9 protein-coding genes are annotated in these 17,538 nt (G+C 66.8%); 7 read left to right on the forward strand and 2 right to left on the reverse strand.

What is annotated here, in order from left to right:
- Entirely contained in the window at nucleotides 1–1,098 is a 1,098-nt protein-coding gene (locus H7F35_RS31820; RefSeq protein WP_187110473.1) for an AraC family transcriptional regulator, read from the reverse strand.
- 100 nt (nucleotides 1,099–1,198) lie between these two features.
- Between H7F35_RS31820 and H7F35_RS31825 the strand changes: the two genes are divergently transcribed.
- Nucleotides 1,199–2,467 carry an alpha/beta hydrolase family protein gene (locus H7F35_RS31825; RefSeq protein WP_222621988.1) on the forward strand — a complete coding sequence of 423 codons (1,269 nt, stop codon included), beginning with the start codon at nucleotides 1,199–1,201 and terminating at the stop codon, nucleotides 2,465–2,467.
- Between the two features lie 32 nt (nucleotides 2,468–2,499).
- On the opposite strand, the gene H7F35_RS31830 is transcribed toward H7F35_RS31825, so the two are convergent.
- Complete coding sequence (locus H7F35_RS31830; protein ID WP_261803437.1) at nucleotides 2,500–4,116, reverse strand: phospholipase D family protein; 1,617 nt, start codon at nucleotides 4,114–4,116, stop codon at nucleotides 2,500–2,502.
- A 545-nt stretch (nucleotides 4,117–4,661) separates the two neighbouring features.
- Between H7F35_RS31830 and H7F35_RS31835 the strand changes: the two genes are divergently transcribed.
- The 6 genes from H7F35_RS31835 to H7F35_RS31860 all read left to right on the forward strand — a co-directional run bounded on the left by H7F35_RS31835 (nucleotide 4,662) and on the right by H7F35_RS31860 (nucleotide 17,527).
- A complete protein-coding gene (locus tag H7F35_RS31835; protein ID WP_187110475.1) occupies nucleotides 4,662–12,149 on the forward strand; it encodes a non-ribosomal peptide synthetase in 7,488 nt (2,495 codons plus the stop codon).
- A gap of 8 nt (nucleotides 12,150–12,157) precedes the next feature.
- On the forward strand, nucleotides 12,158–13,477 hold the full coding sequence (locus H7F35_RS31840) for a glycosyltransferase (RefSeq protein WP_187110476.1): 1,320 nt from the start codon (nucleotides 12,158–12,160) through the stop codon (nucleotides 13,475–13,477).
- Between the two features lie 22 nt (nucleotides 13,478–13,499).
- On the forward strand, nucleotides 13,500–13,724 hold the full coding sequence (locus H7F35_RS31845; RefSeq protein ID WP_187110477.1) for an MbtH family protein: 225 nt from the start codon (nucleotides 13,500–13,502) through the stop codon (nucleotides 13,722–13,724).
- Between the two features lie 190 nt (nucleotides 13,725–13,914).
- Nucleotides 13,915–15,189 carry an acyltransferase family protein gene (locus H7F35_RS31850; RefSeq protein WP_187110478.1) on the forward strand — a complete coding sequence of 425 codons (1,275 nt, stop codon included), beginning with the start codon at nucleotides 13,915–13,917 and terminating at the stop codon, nucleotides 15,187–15,189.
- Nucleotides 15,186–16,235 (forward strand): glycosyltransferase family 2 protein, encoded by a 1,050-nt coding sequence (locus H7F35_RS31855; RefSeq protein WP_187110479.1) that lies wholly within the window; start codon nucleotides 15,186–15,188, stop codon nucleotides 16,233–16,235. Before H7F35_RS31850 ends, H7F35_RS31855 begins: the two co-directional genes overlap by 4 nt.
- On the forward strand, nucleotides 16,232–17,527 hold the full coding sequence (locus tag H7F35_RS31860) for a TCR/Tet family MFS transporter (RefSeq protein WP_187110480.1): 1,296 nt from the start codon (nucleotides 16,232–16,234) through the stop codon (nucleotides 17,525–17,527). Before H7F35_RS31855 ends, H7F35_RS31860 begins: the two co-directional genes overlap by 4 nt.
- Nucleotides 17,528–17,538: the final 11 nt, after the last annotated feature.

Below are 17,538 nucleotides of genomic sequence, written 5' to 3' on the forward strand. Positions count from 1 at the left end.
TCAGGCGACAGCATCCGCCTGCGCGAGCCGCTGGCGGTACGCGCCCGGCGAGTGTCCCGTCCACGCGCGGTAGGCCCGAGCAAAAGCACTCACCTCGGAATAGCCGAGCAGAAAGGCGATCTCGCTTTGCGTCAAAACGCCTTCTGCGAGGTGTTCGTCGGCAACCTCTCGTTGCACCTGCTGAAGCAGGCTCTGAAAGCTCAGGTTCGACGCCGCCAGCTTGCGCTGCAGCGTGCGTTGCGTGAGCGAGGCGCGTTGACTGAGCGACTTCAAGGTCGGGATGGTCCCGTTGAACATCTCCCGAAGCATCAGCGCGAGGCAGCGTTCGAGGTCATCGCTTGCAGCGAGTGCGCCGAGTTGCTGCTCCATCAATTGCAAGAGCAGCAACCGCAGCTCCGTGTCGGCGGAAGCGATGCGCAGATCCGCAACCTTCCGCGGCAGCACCACACTGTGCGAAGGCGCGTTGAATCGAAAGGAAAAATGCTCGCCCAGGATCCGCAGCACAGCGCGATCAGGCGGCGCGAACGCACATGTGATCGCACATGGCTGGAGGGTCGGGTCCGCCAGGCGTTGCGGCAGCAGCGCAAGGTTCGTCATCAGCCAGAGCATGGCGTTGAAGGCCGCCTTGCCCGACAGCAGATTGGAGCTGACGGTGACCGTGACAGCCTTGGCATCGCACGTGACGCGCACTCGCGTGCCCTGATACGCCAGTGCAGCGTAGCGCTCGATCTGCAGGTAGGCATCCAGCACGGTGTCGCACCGTGAGAGCACCTGCCCGAGCACGCCGAACACCTTGGGCTCGGCGGCGTTCGCCATCCGGAAGCCGATGACCGTGTCGTCTCCCACGCAGGTGACGCGCTCCCAGAAGGCGCGCAACTGCTGCCCCGGGCCGCGAGCCGGTATCGCCGATGGCGCCTGCGCCGTGGATGCGGCTTCCTCCAATTCGGCCAGGTCCCGCTGCGGGATTCCTGCGCGAACCGCACTGCGATGCAAGCCGCGCATCAAGTCGGCCGAGACCGTGTACCCGAGAAGGGATGCCTGCGTTGCCCCCGCCGATGGCGCATCGATGGCAGCGGTTCGATGAAGCTGTTTGCGCATTGGCGCGAACTGTCAAGAAGTCAGCGAAATTTGTCAATCGTGGCGAAGACCCACCAACCTATGGTCAAGCCCCCAAGCAACCAGAACTGTCGGAGACACCATGGAAATGACCAAGCGCAAGGCGGTTGCCGCCCTCGCCGCAATGACTCTCGCCGCGCGCGCCCAGACCGAACCTGCGGCCCGGGATGCCGGCTCGCATCCGCTGCCGGCAGCCGCGCCCGGCGCCACCGGCCTCGGCCGGTTTTTCAAAAGCCAGACCTATCACTTCCAGACACTCCGGGCGCTGTCGGACGTCCCTTTCGGCGGCGCAGACACCGGCGAGGTGCTCGAGACGATCAAGACCATCAAGGACGGCGACGCACAAGGCTGGTATGCGGCATGGACGAAAACCGGCGACCGCGTGCTGGCGCTTGCACAGGAGACGCAGGACCCGCTCAGCAAAGGTGGCGCCTACATGCGCGCGCACAACTACTTCCGCACGGCCGAGTTCCTGCTGCCGCCCGACGATGCCAAGCGCCCTGCTTCGTGGGAGCGCAACATCGGCTGCTTCTACAAGGCACTCGACACGCTCGGCGTCGCGCATGAGCGCTTCCGCGCGCCCTACCCTGGCGGGGGTCTGCAGGCCATCTACTACCCGGGTCCTGCGGGCGCTGCGTCCAAGCCGCTCATCATGTTTGTCGGTGGCTACGACTCGACGCTCGAAGAGCTGTATCTCGTGCTCGTGAAGGCAGCGCACGACCGTGGCTATTCGGTACTGACCTACGAAGGTCCCGGGCAAGGAGAGGCGCTGCGCAAGCAGGGCCTGCACTTTCTGCCCGAGTGGGAGAAGCCCAATGGCGCGGTGCTCGACGCCTTCCTGCACACGCACGCCAAGCCGGTGAAGACGATCCTGGTCGGCATGAGCATGGGCGGCTACCTTGCCCCGCGTGCCGCCGCCTTCGACGATCGCATCGACGGGGTGGTGGCCTTCGACACCTTCTTCGACATCGGCGAGATTGCCGATGGCATCGTCAAGATGGCTGCCAACCCCCAGGCGCGGTCCAGCCCGGACTTCATCTGGGCCATGGACAACGCGCGCTGGACCATGGGAACAGCCGACCTCGAATCAACCCGCCAGGCCTTCCAGGCCTACAAGCTCGCGCCCGTGGCGGCCCGCATCCGGCAACCGGTGTTGATCCTGGCGGGCGCTGAAGATCACTTTGTGCCCTATCACCAGACCGCCGATTTCGAGAAGTCGCTGGTGAACGCGAAGAGCGTCACGACGCGGATCTTCGACCGGGCCTCGGGCGGCGCGGAACATTGCCAACTGGGTGCGGCCACGCTGTGGCATGCCGCCTTCTTCGACTGGCTGCGCAAGACCTTCGCCTGACCTGCGGACGCGGCCATCCGGCGCTGCATCTGCTACAGCTCGTGCACGGGAATGAAGGGCGCCACCAGGCGCAACCGCAAGCGCTGCCAGGCGGTGGTTTCGGGCGGCACGTCGTACACCGTCTGCTTGCCGTCGTCGCCCAGCTCCACCCACTCGACGCTCTGGCTGCTGGCATTCAGGCGCAGCGCATAGGAGCTGCCGGCGTCCGCAAAACCTTCGAGCTGCTGCGCCATTTCCTCGCTCTCGATGATCAGGCCCAGTTCGGTGTTGAGCACGGCCGAGCGCGGATCGAGGTTCATCGAGCCGAGAAACACCTCCTTGCGGTCGAGGATCGCGTTCTTCATGTGCAGCGCGCCGGTGCGGTGGCCGAAGATGCCCAGCTTGTGGCGCTTCACGCTCAGCGAGGGACTGATCTCGAAGATCTTCACGTCGGCCTTCAGCAGTTCCTTGATGTGGGCCCAGTAGCCCACATAGACCCACGGCTCGTCGGTCGACGCCAGTGAATTGGTCACGAGCGCGACGCTGACCCCGGCCTTGCGCGCGCCCACCAGGCTGTTGACCGAGCCTTCGCTCGGCACGAAGTAAGGCGACACCATCTTGATGTCGCTGTTCGCGGTCTTGAGCCACTGGATGACGCCTTCCGTGACGGTCCCCTTGATCGAGTTCTCGTGCTCGTTCAGGCCTTGCGTCTTCGTCAGCGGATCGAACAGGACGCGGGCCTTGGCCCACAGCAGCGGGCTGAGCCGATGGTTGGCCAGCTCGAACGGCAGGTTGAGCATCGGAACGAGGTCCGGCGCCACCGATGTCGGCTCGCCCTCGCCGGGATGCAAGGGCCTGCCGTCCGCCGGTATCTCGCTCGCCTCGGGCGGCTTCGCGTTCGCGGTCTGCTGCTGGAAGTTGTCCTGCAATTCGGCGCGGGTCAGTCCGGTGTACGCGATGCGTTCCAGGGGAAACACCACCTCGCTGTTCCAGTAGTGATCGAACTCGCTGGACAGGTCGCGCACCACCGGGCCGGCCACGAAGGTGTCCATGTCGATGAAGTTCGCGCCCTTGGCGTTCATCACGTACTCGTCGGCCATGTTGCGGCCACCGGCCACGGCCGCTGCGTTGTCCGCGACGAAGAGCTTGTTGTGCATGCGCCGGTTCACGCGGCGAAACTCCAGGCCCGAGCTGATGAAGCGGGTGATCTCGCTGCCGCGGCCGCCCGGAAACGGATTGAACAGGCGCACTTCCACGTTCGGATAGCTGGCGAGCCCCAGCAGCAGATCGTCTTCGCCGGTCGTGTACAGGTCGTCGACCAGCAGGCGGACGCGAACGCCCCGTGCTGCCGCTTCCCGCAACGCGCGCATCAGGGTGAGGCCCGTGTTGTCGCCTTGCAGCAGGTAGTACTGCACGTCGAGGCTGCGGGTTGCGAGTTGGGTCAGCGCGATCCGCGTCGCGAACGAATTGGGGCCATAGGGCTGCAACTGAAACCCCGAGCGGCCGTCGGTCGGCAGCACCTTCTGTGTGATCGCGGCCAGCGGCGTCTGTGCATAGTCGTCGATGGCCAACGTCGGCGCGCGGACGACCTGCGGCGGCAAGCTGGAGCAGGCAGCCAGCAAGACGGCAACGCCGAGCGCCAGTACCGGGCGGAAGACGGGGGCAAGCAAGTCCCGAAACGCTTTTTTCATCCTGGCCTTCCCTTGGTCCGGACAGCCGGATCTTGATGCGGATTATTTCCCTCTTTCGGGCAGCGGGGCCAGTGCGTGCGCTGCTGGCAGCGTGAAGCGTGCGGATGCAGAGGCCGACTTCATACCCAGACAAACGACAGTACTAACCAAGTCTTCAGTACCGACAACACCCACGGCCCCAAGGGGCTCTGCAATACCCCTAAGCATCGAACTAGAAGTTGCTGCGCTGCAACATCCTTCGGGTGCGTTTTCCCCTCGAAATACGATGAAAGCCTTCGATTCTCGACACCGCGATTCAGATCGCAACTTCAGGATGAAATCTTTCTCGCTCAGTGGCCATCGTGAAATATTGAAACGCCAAAAAGCGTCACTGAAATCGTTGCAACCACTTGTACATTGGTTTGGCAATGTGAACGAATTGTCAACCGTGGCTCGGCGTCTCTCCCCGTGCGAAGCGCTCGCCACGTGTCCATTCAGCGTGCACTTGCATCGTTGCCGATTTCATTCAAGACCTGGAGTAGTGCATGCATACCGTCGACCTGCTGGACAGCGCAACACCCCTTACCTCGGGTCAGATGGCGATGTGGCTCGGCGCCAGGTTCGCCTCGCCCGACACCAATTTCAACCTGGCCGAAGCCATCGAGATCGATGGTCCGGTCGACCCGGCCATCTTCCTGGCGTCCATGCGGCAAGTGGTCGAAGAGGCCGAGGCCACGCGGCTGCGTTTCGTCGATACCGAGCAAGGGCCGCGACAGATCGTGGCGTCGCCTTTCAGCCGCGAGATCCTCTACCTCGACTACAGCGAGAAGAGCGATCCCCGTGCCGAGGCAGAGACCTGGATGCACGCCGACTTCGGCCGCAACATCGATCTGGCGAACGGGCAGTTGTGGTTGTCCGCGCTGATTCGCTTGGCAGCCAATCGCCACATCTGGTACCACCGCAGCCATCACATCGTGCTTGACGGTTTCGGCGGCGGACTCATTGCACGACGCTTCGCGGACATCTACACCGCACGGGTCCAGCACACCGATGTTCCCGAAGCTTCGCGCTTCGCACCGATCGCACAGCTCGCCCACGAGGAGAACGCCTACCGCGAGTCCGGCCGCTTTCCGCGCGACCGCCAGTACTGGATGGAGCGCTTCAGCGATGCGCCCGATCCGCTGAGCCTGGCGCAGCGGCGCTCGGTCAACGTCGGTGGCCTGCTGCGCCAGACCGTGCACCTGCCGGCCGCCAGCGTGCAGGCCTTGCAAGGCATTGCGCAGGAACTGGGCACCACGCTGCCGCAGATATTGATCGCCACCACCGCGGCCTACCTGTACCGCGCCACCGGCATCGCCGACATGGTGATCGGCATCCCGGTGACTGCGCGCCACAACGACCAGATGCGGCGCGTGCCGGCCATGGTGGCGAATGCCTTGCCGCTGCGCCTTGCGATGAGCGCGCAGTTGCGCATCCCGGAGCTGATCCGCGAGGTCGGACGGCAGATGCGACAGATCCTGCGGCACCAGTCCTATCGCTACGAGTACCTGCGCAACGACCTGAACATGCTGGTGAACAACCGGCAGCTGTTCACGACCGTGGTCAACGTCGAACCCTTCGACTATGACCTGCGTTTTGCGGGGCACGCCGCGAAGCTGCGCAACCTGTCCAACGGCACTGCCGAGGACCTGGGCATCTTCCTGTACGAGCGCGGCAACGGGCAAGACCTGCAGATCGACTTCGACGCCAATCCCGCGATCTACACCGCGCAGGCACTGGCCGATCATCAACGCCGGTTGCTGGCCTTCATCGCCGCTGTCATAGATGAGCCCGATCAAGCGGTCGGCCATGTCGATCTGCTGAGTACCGATGAGCGCCGGCAACTGCTGGTGGACTGGAACGACACCGGCCACGCAGTGCCCGACACCCACCTCACGGCATTGATCGAGGCACAGCTCGCAGGCAACCCGAGCGGCATTGCATTGCGCTTCGACGGACAGACGATGCGCAACGACGAACTGAACCGTCGCGCCAATCGGCTGGCCCACCTGCTGCGCGCACGCGGCGCGGGCCCGGAGCGCACCGTGGCGCTCGCCCTCCCCCGCTCGCTGGAGCTGATGGTGTCGTTGCTGGCTGTTCTGAAGACCGGCGCCGCCTATCTACCGGTCGATCCGGATTTCCCGCAGGACCGCATCGCCTTCATGCTCGGCGACGCGCAGCCGGTGTGCCTGATCACGACTTCCGCCTTGTCGGAGGTACTGCCGGGCCATGCATCGCAATTGCTGCTCGACCTTCCGCAAACGATTGCCGAACTGGTGAGTTGTGCGGACACCAACCCCGGCGCTGCCATCGATCCCTCGCACCCGGCCTATGTGATCTACACCTCCGGCTCCACCGGCACGCCGAAGGGCGCGGTGGTGTCGCACCGCGCCATCGTCAATCGCCTGCGCTGGATGCAGGACCGCTACGGCCTGCAGGCCGACGACCGCGTGCTGCAGAAAACCCCTTCGAGCTTCGACGTGTCGGTCTGGGAATTCTTCTGGCCCCTGATCGACGGCGCGACGCTGGTGCTCGCAAAACCGGGCGGCCACAAGGACGCGGCCTACCTGGCCGACCTCATCGGCAGGGAAGGCATCACCACACTGCACTTCGTGCCCTCGATGCTCGAAGTCTTCCTGCGCGAACCCGCGGCCGCCGCGTGCACGTCGCTGCGGCGGGTGATCTGCAGCGGCGAGGCTTTGTCGCCCGCGCTGCAATCGCAGTTCCAGCAACACCTGACCTGCGAACTGCACAACCTCTATGGTCCGACCGAAGCGGCGGTCGACGTCACCGCGTGGGAATGCCAGCGCGCACCCGAGATCGAGTCGACATCGGAGCGTGTTCCCATCGGCCGCCCGATCTGGAACACGCAGATGCATGTGCTCGACAGCGGCCTGCAGCTCGTGCCTCCGGGCGTGACGGGCGAGCTGTACATCGCCGGCGTCGGTCTGGCGCGCGGCTACCTGAACCGTCCGCTGCTCAGCGCCGAACGCTTCATCGCCAACCCCCACGGCGCGCCCGGCAGCCGCATGTACCGCACTGGCGACCTCGCGTGCTGGCGCCATGACGGCAGCCTCGACTTTCTCGGACGCGCCGACCAGCAGGTGAAGATCCGCGGCCTGCGCATCGAGCCGGGCGAGATCGAGTCGGTGCTGCTGCAGCACCCCCAAGTTGCACAGGCCGCGGTGATTGCGCGTGAAGACGTGGCCGGCGACAAGCGCCTCGTGGCCTATGTCGTTGCGGCGGATGCCAGCGATCCGCAGGCGTCCGAATTGCGCGCGCACCTGGCGCAGGCCCTGCCCGACTACATGGTGCCCTCGGCCTTCGTCAGCCTGCCGGCCCTGCCGCTCGGCCCGAGCGGCAAGCTCGATCGCAAGGCGCTGCCGGCGCCCGAGCAGCAAGCCGCCACGCCCTACGCCGCACCGCGCACGCCCACCGAAAAGATACTGGCCGGCCTCTGGGCCGAGACCTTGCACCTGCAGCGCGTCGGTGTCCACGACAACTTCTTCGAACTCGGCGGCCACTCGCTGATGATCGTGCAGCTGATCTCGATGATCCGGCAGCAGTTCATGATCGACCTGCCGGTGGACACGCTGTTCCAAGTGTCGACCATCGCAGGTCTTGCGGAGCTGCTCGATCAGGAGTCGGTGGCGCGCCCCAGCCTCACGCCGATGCTGCGCCCGGCGCGCATTCCGCTGTCGTTTGCGCAGCGCCGCCTGTGGCTGATGAACCAGCTCGAACAAGCCAACCCGGCCTACAACATGCCGCTGGCCTTGCGCCTGTCCGGTGTACTGGACCGCGTGGCGTTGCACGAGGCACTGGGTGACCTGGTGCAGCGCCATGAGAGCCTGCGCACCATCTACCCGAACGAAGACGGGTTGCCGTACCAGCACATCCTCGACGGCGCGGATGCGTTGCCGGCGGTGATCGAAGCCGACAGCAGCGAAGACGAGATCGCCGCCCAGTTGCATGCCGCGGCCCGCAGCGGCTTCGAGCTTGGCAGCACGACGCCCCTGCGTGCCCATCTGTTCAAGCTGGCCGCCGACGAACACGTGCTGCTGCTGCTCACACACCACATCGTCGGCGATGGCGCCTCGCTGCTGCCGCTGGCGCGCGACCTCAGCGTGGCCTATGCCGCGCGCTGCGAAGGCAAGGCGCCGGGCTGGTTGCCGTTGCCACTGCAGTACGCCGACTACGCACTGTGGCAGCAGGAATTGCTCGGCAGCGAAGACGATCCCGAAAGCATGGCGGGCCGCCAGCGCGAGTTCTGGCGCGAGACCCTGCGCGACCTGCCCGAGCAGATGAGCCTGCCCACCGACCGGCCGCATCCGGCCGTTCCCAGCTACCGCGGCGACGTGGTGCCGGTGCAGATCGGCGCACGCGTTCACGAGCGCATGCTGCAACTGGCGCGCGATGGCCAGGCCAGCGTCTTCATGGTGCTGCAGGCTGCGCTGGCGGGCTTGCTGAACCGGCTGGGCGGTGGCGACGACATCGTCATCGGAACACCGGTCGCAGGCCGCAGCGACCACGCGCTCGACGAGCTGATCGGCTGCTTCGTCAACGCGCTGGTGCTGCGCACCGACGCTTCAGGACAACCGAGCCTGCGCGAGCTGATCGCGCGGGTGCGCACCACCAACCTCGCGGCCTATGCGAACCAGGAGTTTCCATACGACCGCATCGTGGAGCTGCTGCGGCCGGAGCGCTCGCGCGCCAACCTGCCGCTGTTCCGGGTGATGCTGGGGTTCCAGCAGGGCAGCAACCGCTTGTCCTTCAGCCTGCCCGGCCTGTCGATCACGCCGCAGCCTGTGGCTATCGACACCGCGAAGTTCGACCTGTCTTTCATCCTCGACGAACAGCGCGGCACCGACGGCTTGCCGGGCGGCATTGCCGGCGGCATCCAGTACAGCACCGACCTGTTCGATCGCGGCACGGTCGAGGCCATCGCGGCCCGTCTGGTGCGCTTGCTGGAAGAGGCTTGCGAGGCGCCCGACGAGGCGCTGAGCAGTCTCTCCATCCTGAGTGCCGAGGAGCACCGGCGTTTGCTGACCGACTGGAGCGGCCCCACGCGCGATCTGCCGCCGCTCACGCTGGCCGCCATGGTGCAAGCCCACGCCGCCGAGCGTCCGCATGCGGCAGCGGTGGTGCTGGACGACGCCACGCTCAGCTATGCCGAACTCGACGTGCGCGCGAACCGGCTCGCGCACCTGCTGCGCCGGCAAGGCATTGCGGCGGGCACCATCGTCGCGACGGTGCTGCCGCGCTCGCTCGACCTTGTCGTGGCGCATCTGGCCATCGTCAAGGCGGGGGCGGCTTACCTGCCGATCGATCCCCATCACATGTCGGCGCGCAGCGCCTTCGTGTTCGAGGAAGCGACGCCGGCCGCCGTGCTGACCCATGCCGCGCTGCTGCCACGGCTGGCCGGCGTTCTTCATTGCGTGGCGCTCGACAGCGACGAAACGGTCGCCGCGCTGGCGATCCAGTCGGACGATGCTGTCGCGCCAGCGCAGGCCGTCGATCCGCAGGATGCCGCCTACATCATCTACACCTCCGGCTCCACCGGCGTGCCCAAGGGCGTGGTCGTGCCTCATGCAGGCTTGAGCAGCCTGGGAACGGCCATGGCGGAGCGGCTCGCCATCGGCCACGATTCGCGCGTGCTGCAGTTCTCCTCCTGCGGTTTCGACGCCTCCGTCATGGACGCGTTGATGGCCTTCCATGCCGGCGCCGCGCTGGTGGTGCCGGCGGCACAACAACTGCTGGGCCCGGACCTGGCCGATCTGCTCGAAAGGCAGGCCGTCAGCCATGCGTTGATTCCGCCCGCTGCGCTCGCGACCTTGCCGCATGGCGAGTTCCGTCACCTGCAAACGCTGGTGGTGGGCGGCGAAGCCTGCCCCGCCGCGCTCGCCGCGCGGTGGTCGCAAGGCCGCCGCATGGTCAACGCCTACGGCCCGACCGAGATAACCATCTGCGCGAGCATGAGCGCACCGATGACGAGCGAAGCGCAGCCGTCCATCGGCCAGCCGATCTGGAACACGCGGATGTATGTGCTCGACGACAGCCTGCAGCCGGTGCCACCCGGCGTGGCGGGCGAGCTGTACATCGCCGGCAGCGGCCTGGCGCGCGGCTACCTGAACCGTCCGCTGCTCAGCGCCGAGCGCTTCATCGCCAACCCCTACGGCGCGCCCGGCAGCCGCATGTACCGCACCGGCGACCTCGCACGCTGGCGCAGCGACGGCAGCCTCGACTTCCTCGGCCGTGCCGACCAGCAAGTCAAGATTCGCGGCTTCCGCATCGAGACCGGCGAGATCGAATCCGTGCTGCTGCGGCATCCACAGGTGACGCAGGCCGCCGTGGTCGTGCGCGAGGACGTGCCGGGCGACAAGCGCCTGGTGGCTTATGTGGTCGCCGCCGCCGACTTGCAGCCGACCGAGCTGCGCGCCCACATGGCGCAGGCGCTGCCCGACTACATGGTGCCCTCGGCCTTCGTCCATCTGCCGACCCTGCCGCTGAACCAGAGCGGCAAGCTCGACCGCAAGGCACTGCCGGTGCCCGAGCAGCAGGCCGCCGCGCCCTATGCCGAGCCCCGCACACCGACCGAGAAACAGCTCGCCGAACTCTGGGCCGACACCCTGCATCTGGAGCGCGTCGGCATCCACGACAACTTCTTCGAACTCGGCGGCCATTCGCTGATGGCCATCCAGCTCGGCATGCGCATCCGTGAACGGATGCGGCCGGACTTTCCGCATGCCGAGGTCTACAACCGCCCGTCGATTGCCGAGCTGGCGGCATGGATCGACAACGTCGGCGGCGTGGCCGAGGCGCTGGACCTGTCGCGCGAACTGCATCTGCCTGAACACATCCGCAGCCAAGGGGCGTCGCCGACGCTGGCGCCGAAGCGCGTGTTTCTCACCGGTGCCAGCGGCTTCGTCGGCAGCCATCTGCTGGCCGCGCTGCTGCGCGACACCTCGGCCTGCGTGGTCTGCCATGTGCGCGCGGCCGACGAGGACGCAGGCACGCTGCGCCTGAAGCGCACGCTGGCGCAGCGCCAGCTCGGCGCGATCTGGGACGACGCGCGCATCAAGGTCGTGACCGGCGACCTCGGCAAGCCGCAACTCGGCCTCGACGACAGCGCGGTGCAACTGGTGCGCGACGGCTGCGACGCCATCTACCACTGCGCCGCGCAGGTCGATTTTCTGCATCCCTATGCGAGCCTGAAGGCAGCGAATGTCGGGAGCGTGGTCACGCTGCTCGAATGGACTTCGCAGGGCCGGCCCAAGAGCATGCACTACGTGTCCACGCTGGCAGTGATCGACCAGAACAACAAGGACGGCACCGTCACCGAGCAATCCGCGCTGGCCTCGTGGCGCGGCCTGGTGGACGGCTACAGCCAGAGCAAGTGGGTCGGCGATGCGCTGGCCCGCGAAGCGCAGGCGCGCGGCATGCCGGTCGCGATCTACCGGCTGGGCGCGGTGACCGGCGACCACACGCATGCGATCTGCAACGCCGAAGACCTGATCTGGCGCGTGGCGCACCTCTATGCGGACCTGGAGGCAATTCCCGACATGGACCTGCCGCTCAACCTGACACCGGTGGACGACGTGGCGCGCGCCATCCTCGGCCTGGCGGGGCAGCAGGCTTCGTGGGGCCAGGTGTTCCACCTGATGAGCCAGGCGCCGCTGCGGGTGCGCGACATTCCACCCGTCTTCGAGCGGCTGGGCATGCGGCTCGAACCGGTGGGGCTGGCGCCCTGGCTGCAGCGCGCGCATGCGCGGCTCGCGGTCGGGCAAGACCGCGACCTGGCAGCGGTGCTGGCGATCCTCGACCGCTACGACACCTCGGCCACGCCGCCGCAGGTGAGCGGCGCGGCGACGCACGCGCAGCTCGAAGCCATCGGCGCACCCATCCGTCCGGTGGACCGCGACCTGCTGCAGCGCTACTTCGTCGATCTCGGCATCGACACCAAGGCGCGCCGCACGCTGGAAACGAGCAAGTCGTAGGAGGACCGATGGCACGCTATCTCATTGCGGCAACCGCGTTGCCGGGACACGTGCTGCCGATGCTGGCCATCGCGCAGCATCTGGTGGGCCTGGGGCACGAGGTGCGGGTGCACACCGCGAGCCAGTTCAGGGCGCAGGCCGAGGCGACCGGCGCCAGCTTCACCGCCTTCGAGCCGGCCATCGACTACGACTACCGGCAGCTCGACCAGCGCTTTCCCGAACGCCAGCGTCTGTCTTCGGCGCATGCCCAGTTGTGCTTCGGCCTGAAGCACTTCTTTGCGGATGCGATGGCACCGCAGTTGAAGGGCCTTCGCGGCATCCTGCAGGACTTCAGGGCCGATGCCATCGTGGTCGACACGATGTTCTGCGGCACCTTTCCGCTGCTGCTGGGCGCGCGCGCGGCCCGTCCGGCGGTTGTCTCCATCGGCATCTCGGCGCTGCCGCTGTCCAGTTGCGACACGGCGTTCTTCGGTACCGCGCTGCCGCCGTCGTCCACACCCGAAGGGCGGGCGCGCAACCGCTCGATGAACGCCAACCTCAAGCAGGCGATGTTCGGTGGGGTGCAGCGCTACTTCGACGCCTTGCTGGCGTGCATGGCCTTGCCTGCGCTGCTGGATTTCTTCATCGACGCCATGGTCACGCTGCCCGACCTCTACCTGCAGGCGACGGCCGCTTCCTTCGAGTACCCGCGCAGCGACCTGCCGGCCTCGGTGCATTTCGTCGGCCCGTTGCTCGCACCCGCCAGCCGCGACTTCACGCCGCCCGACTGGTGGCACGAACTGGACGACGGCCGTGCGGTCGTGCTGGTCACGCAGGGCACGCTGGCCAACCAGAATCCGGCGCAGTTGATCGGCCCGACCCTGCAGGCCCTGGCGGGCGACAAGGGCATTCAGGTCATCGCCACCACCGGCGGCCCCGTGCCTGCCGCGCTGAGTGCGAACGTGCCAGCTAACGCTCGCGTGTTGCCGTTCCTGCCCTACGACCGGTTGCTGCCCAAGGTGCATGCCATGGTGACCAACGGCGGCTATGGCTCGGTCAACCATGCGCTCAGCCTCGGCGTGCCGTTGGTGGTGGCGGGCGGCACCGAGGAAAAGCCCGAGATCGCCGCACGCGTGGCCTGGTCGGGCACCGGCATCAATCTCGGCAGCGGCCAGCCCGGTGCCCGGCAGATCGGCGACGCCGTGCGCAAGGTGCTGGGCCCATCCACCTACCGGCAGCGCGCCGCCGCGCTGCGCGAGGACTTCGCGCGTCATCACGCGCTGGGCGGCATCGCGCAAGCCCTCACCGCACTCCAGCACACAACCCCCGCATCCGCGGAAACGGCTTGAACGCCAAGCAAGGAAACCGACGATGAGCAGCAACCCGTTTGACGACAAGAGCGCCAGCTTCCTGGTGCTGGTGAACGAAGAAGGACAGCACTCGCTGTGGCCGGGCTTCATCGGCGTGCCCGCCGGCTGGACGGTGGCCCTGGCGGCAACCGACAGGGCCGCCTGCGACGACTTCATCGAGACCCATCGGCGTGACATGCGGCCGCGCTCGCTGGTGGCCAGGGACCTCGATGCCACCAAGGCATGAGGATGTTCGCCCTGCACCGGCGCGGCGCCGCATGGGCGTATGCATCGCTGTTCCAACCGCCGGCTGCCGGTGAAGTGACCGGCGTTGGCGCGCCGGACAGGGAGCGCGCCGGGCCTGCGGATGGGAAAGGCCGCGCTCCTGCCAAGCCGCGGGGAACAGCAATGCAACAGCAACGCAGGCTGCGCCGGCGATGAGCGTCTTCTCTGTCTGGCCGTACTTCGCGCTCGTGCTGGTCGTGCTCGGCATGCTGGCGCTGCCGGTCTTCAGCGTGGCCGACGAGCCGCCGCAGCGCAACCAGCGCACCGCAACGCTCGACGGGCTGCGCGGCTTTCTCGCGCTGAGCGTCTTCGTGCATCACCTGATGGTGACCCACGGCTACCTCGAACACGGCGAATGGACGTTTCCGCCTCCGGGCTTCCCCACCCTGCTCGGACAGGTCGGCGTGGGGGTCTTCTTCATGATCACGGGCTTCCTGTTCTGGGGCAAATTGCTCGACGCCAAGGGCCGCCCGGACTGGCGCAGCCTCTACATCGGCCGGCTCTGGCGCATCGGCCCGACGTACCTGCTGGCGGTCGGCCTGATGTTCCTGATCGTCGCCTGGAAAACCGGGTTCGTGCTCAGGGAGCCGACGTGGTCCGTGCTGGCCGCGGCGCTGCAGTGGCTGGCCCTCGGCATCGTGCCGCAGCAGCCCGACATCAATGGCTACGTCGGGACGACCTTGATCCTCGCGGGCGTGACCTGGACGGTCTTCGTGGAATGGTTGTTCTACGGATCTCTGCGGCTGATGGCACCGCTCGCGCGCGGCGGTCGGACGCCGCGCTTCGTCGCCGCCGGCTTGTTGCTGCTGTGCCTGCCGGCGCTGACGGTCGCGGCGCTTCCGTCGGCCGGCTCGCCCACGCACCCCACGCTTGCGTTGGTGGTCGGTGCACTGGCCTGGGTGCTCGCGTCGTTCCTCATGGGGATGCTGTCGGCATGGCTGATCCGGCACGACGGCACGAGCCGGCTGCGAGAGCACTTGCCGGAATGGGCGGCGTCCCTCTTCGCGCTGGCCTGCCTGGTCGCTCTATTCCTCGGGTTCCCGCACATGGTCGGCCCCGTTCAGGTCTTGCTGCTCTGGGTCTTCTTCCATCTCGTCTGCAGCGGCAGCACGCTGTACGGCTTGCTGGCCACGCGCGTGGCCCGGCGCATGAGCACGGTGAGCTACAGCATCTACCTGCTGCAGGGCCTCGTGCTGACCGTGATCTTCTCAATGCCGCCGATGCGCGATTTCGCGATGGCCGGGGCCATGCAGTACTGGCTGGTGGGCACCTTGTGCGCGCTGCTGCTCGTGGCGGCATCGGTCGCCAGCTACTGCCTTGTCGAGAAGCCGGGCATCGCACGTGGCAGGCGTGCGCGATCCGGTGTCGCAGTCCGCGGCATCCATGGCAATGGGTTGAAGCAACCTCTGCAAGGAACCCGACGATGAGCTATCCGTCTGGCGACAAGGACGCCTCCTGCCGGTCGACGCTCGAGGTGCCCTTCTCGTTCGGTGCTGTCGTCGTCACCTATTTCCCGACCGACGCGCAAGTGGCGAATCTCCACGCGCTTGCCGGATCGTGCGCGCGCCTGTGCGTGGTCGACAACACGCCACAAGCGGGCGATTGGCATCGGGCGCTCGCCGATGCAGGAATCCATGTGCTGCACAACGGCAACCGCGGCGGCATCGCGGGGGCCTTCAATGGCGGCATTGTCGAACTCGAAGCGCGGGGCGCTGAACTCTTCTTCCTGCTCGACCAGGACTCGAAGCTGCCGCCCGGCTACTTCGCTGCAATGTGCGAGGCCGCGATGGCAGCCCGGAACCGGGAGAGCGAGGGTAAGGAAGATGCGGCTTTCCTGATCGGGCCGCTCGTTCACGACACGAACCTGGATGCGCTGATCCCGCAATTCGGTCTCAAGGACAAGCGTGTCTATCAGTTCGATCTGCGACAGCCCTTCACCGAGCCGCTGGTTCGCTGCGCCTTCCTGATCTCGTCGGGCTCTTTGATTTCGCGCGCCGCCTGGGCCAGGGTCGGCCGGTTCGACGAGCGCTACGTCATCGACCACGTGGACACCGACTATTGCATGCGCGCCCTGCGCCGCGACGTGCCGCTGTATCTCAATCCGCACGTCGTTCTGCGGCACCAGATCGGCCAGATCGAGGCCAGGTCTTTGTTCGGCTGGAAGATCCATTTCATCAACTATCCGGCCGCACGGCGCTACTACATTGCGCGCAATGCCCTGGACCTCTCGCGGGCGCATGTGCGCGCCTTTCCCGCGATCCTGTTCATCAACGTCTACACGCTCAAACAGATCCTGCCCATGCTGATGTTCGAGCGCGATCGTTGGAGAAAGAGCATCGCGCTGATGGTCGGCTTCGTCGACGGGCTGCTCGGCAGGCTGGGCGGCCTCAGCGAGGTGCACCCCCGGGTGGGCAAGTACCTGAGCCGCAGCGATCGAGCAACGGGGCGCGGGACAACTTCGGCGAATTCATGACGACCTCGACCCTTCAAGCGCCGCGCGCGCGCCGCGCTGCGCTCGCCTTCATCTTCGTGACCGTGCTGATCGACTTCCTGGCGTTCGGGTTGATCCTTCCCGGCCTGCCGCACCTGGTGGAGCGCCTGGCCGGCGGCAGCACCGCGACGGCGGCGTACTGGATCGCGGTGTTCGGCACGGCGTTCGCGGCGATCCAGTTCATCAGCGCGCCGATCCAGGGCGCGTTGTCCGATCGCTTCGGGCGGCGGCCGGTGATCCTGCTGTCGTGCCTGGGGTTGGGCGTGGACTTCGTGTTCATGGCCCTGGCCACCAGCTTGCCGTGGCTGTTCATCGGCCGCGTGGTGTCGGGTGTGTTCGCGGCCAGCTTCACCATCGCCAATGCCTACATCGCCGATGTGACGCCGCCAGACGAGCGCGCCAAGAGCTACGGCATCGTGGGCGCGGCCTTCGGCATGGGCCTGGTGATCGGGCCCGTGTTTGGCGGGCAACTGAGCCACATCGATCCGCGCTTGCCGTTCTGGTTCGCGGCCGGCCTGACCATGCTCAGCTTCTGCTACGGATGGTTCGTGCTGCCGGAATCGCTGCCGCCACAGCGGCGCGCCCGGAAGTTCGACTGGTCGCATGCCAACCCGGTCGGATCGCTGGTGCTGCTCAAGCGCTATCCGCAGGTGTTCGGGCTGGCGGCGGTGATCTTCCTCGTCAACCTCGCCCAGTACGTTTATCCCAGCGTGTTCGTGCTGTTCGCCGACTACCAGTACCACTGGAAGGAAGACACCGTGGGGTGGGTGCTCGGGCTGGTGGGCGTGCTCAGCGTGGGGGTCAACGCGCTGTTGATCGGGCCAGGCGTGAAGCGCTTCGGCGAGCGCCGTGCCCTGTTGTTCGGAATGGGTTTCGGCGTGCTCGGCTTCGTCATCTACGGCTTTGCCAATGCCGGCTGGATGCTTCTGGCCGCGCTGCCGTTCGGCACCTTGCTGGCGTTCGCTGGGCCGGCGGCACAGGCGCTGGTCACCGAGCAGGTCGATGCCGGTGAGCAGGGTCGCATTCAGGGCGCGCTGACGAGCCTGGTGTCAGTGGCAGGCATCGTCGGACCGGCGATGTTCGCCGGCAGCTTCGGCTATTTCATCGGCGCGGACACGCCGGTGCACTTGCCAGGCGCACCCTTTTTCCTCGCCGCGGTGTTCCTGGGCATCGGCACGCTGATCGCGTGGCGGTACACGCGGCGGAAGGTGACAGGGGCAGCGGTGGTGGCGCCGACGACCTGTCCAGCGCCCCCTCGCTGTCGCACGCGCTGACGGCTGCCACT

It is taken from the genome of Variovorax sp. PAMC26660, from assembly GCF_014302995.1.
Classification (GTDB): Bacteria; Pseudomonadota; Gammaproteobacteria; order Burkholderiales; family Burkholderiaceae_C; genus Variovorax.

Bases quoted from the DNA above. Each gene is read 5' to 3' on its own strand.
- H7F35_RS31820 (WP_187110473.1), bottom strand. From the start codon at position 1,098: ATGCGCAAACAGCTTCATCGAACCGCTGCCATCGATGCGCCATCGGCG.
- H7F35_RS31825 (WP_222621988.1), top strand. From the start codon at position 1,199: ATGGAAATGACCAAGCGCAAGGCGGTTGCCGCCCTCGCCGCAATGACT.
- H7F35_RS31835 (WP_187110475.1), top strand. From the start codon at position 4,662: ATGCATACCGTCGACCTGCTGGACAGCGCAACACCCCTTACCTCGGGT.
- H7F35_RS31840 (WP_187110476.1), top strand. From the start codon at position 12,158: ATGGCACGCTATCTCATTGCGGCAACCGCGTTGCCGGGACACGTGCTG.
- H7F35_RS31845 (WP_187110477.1), top strand. From the start codon at position 13,500: ATGAGCAGCAACCCGTTTGACGACAAGAGCGCCAGCTTCCTGGTGCTG.
- H7F35_RS31850 (WP_187110478.1), top strand. From the start codon at position 13,915: ATGAGCGTCTTCTCTGTCTGGCCGTACTTCGCGCTCGTGCTGGTCGTG.
- H7F35_RS31855 (WP_187110479.1), top strand. From the start codon at position 15,186: ATGAGCTATCCGTCTGGCGACAAGGACGCCTCCTGCCGGTCGACGCTC.
- H7F35_RS31860 (WP_187110480.1), top strand. From the start codon at position 16,232: ATGACGACCTCGACCCTTCAAGCGCCGCGCGCGCGCCGCGCTGCGCTC.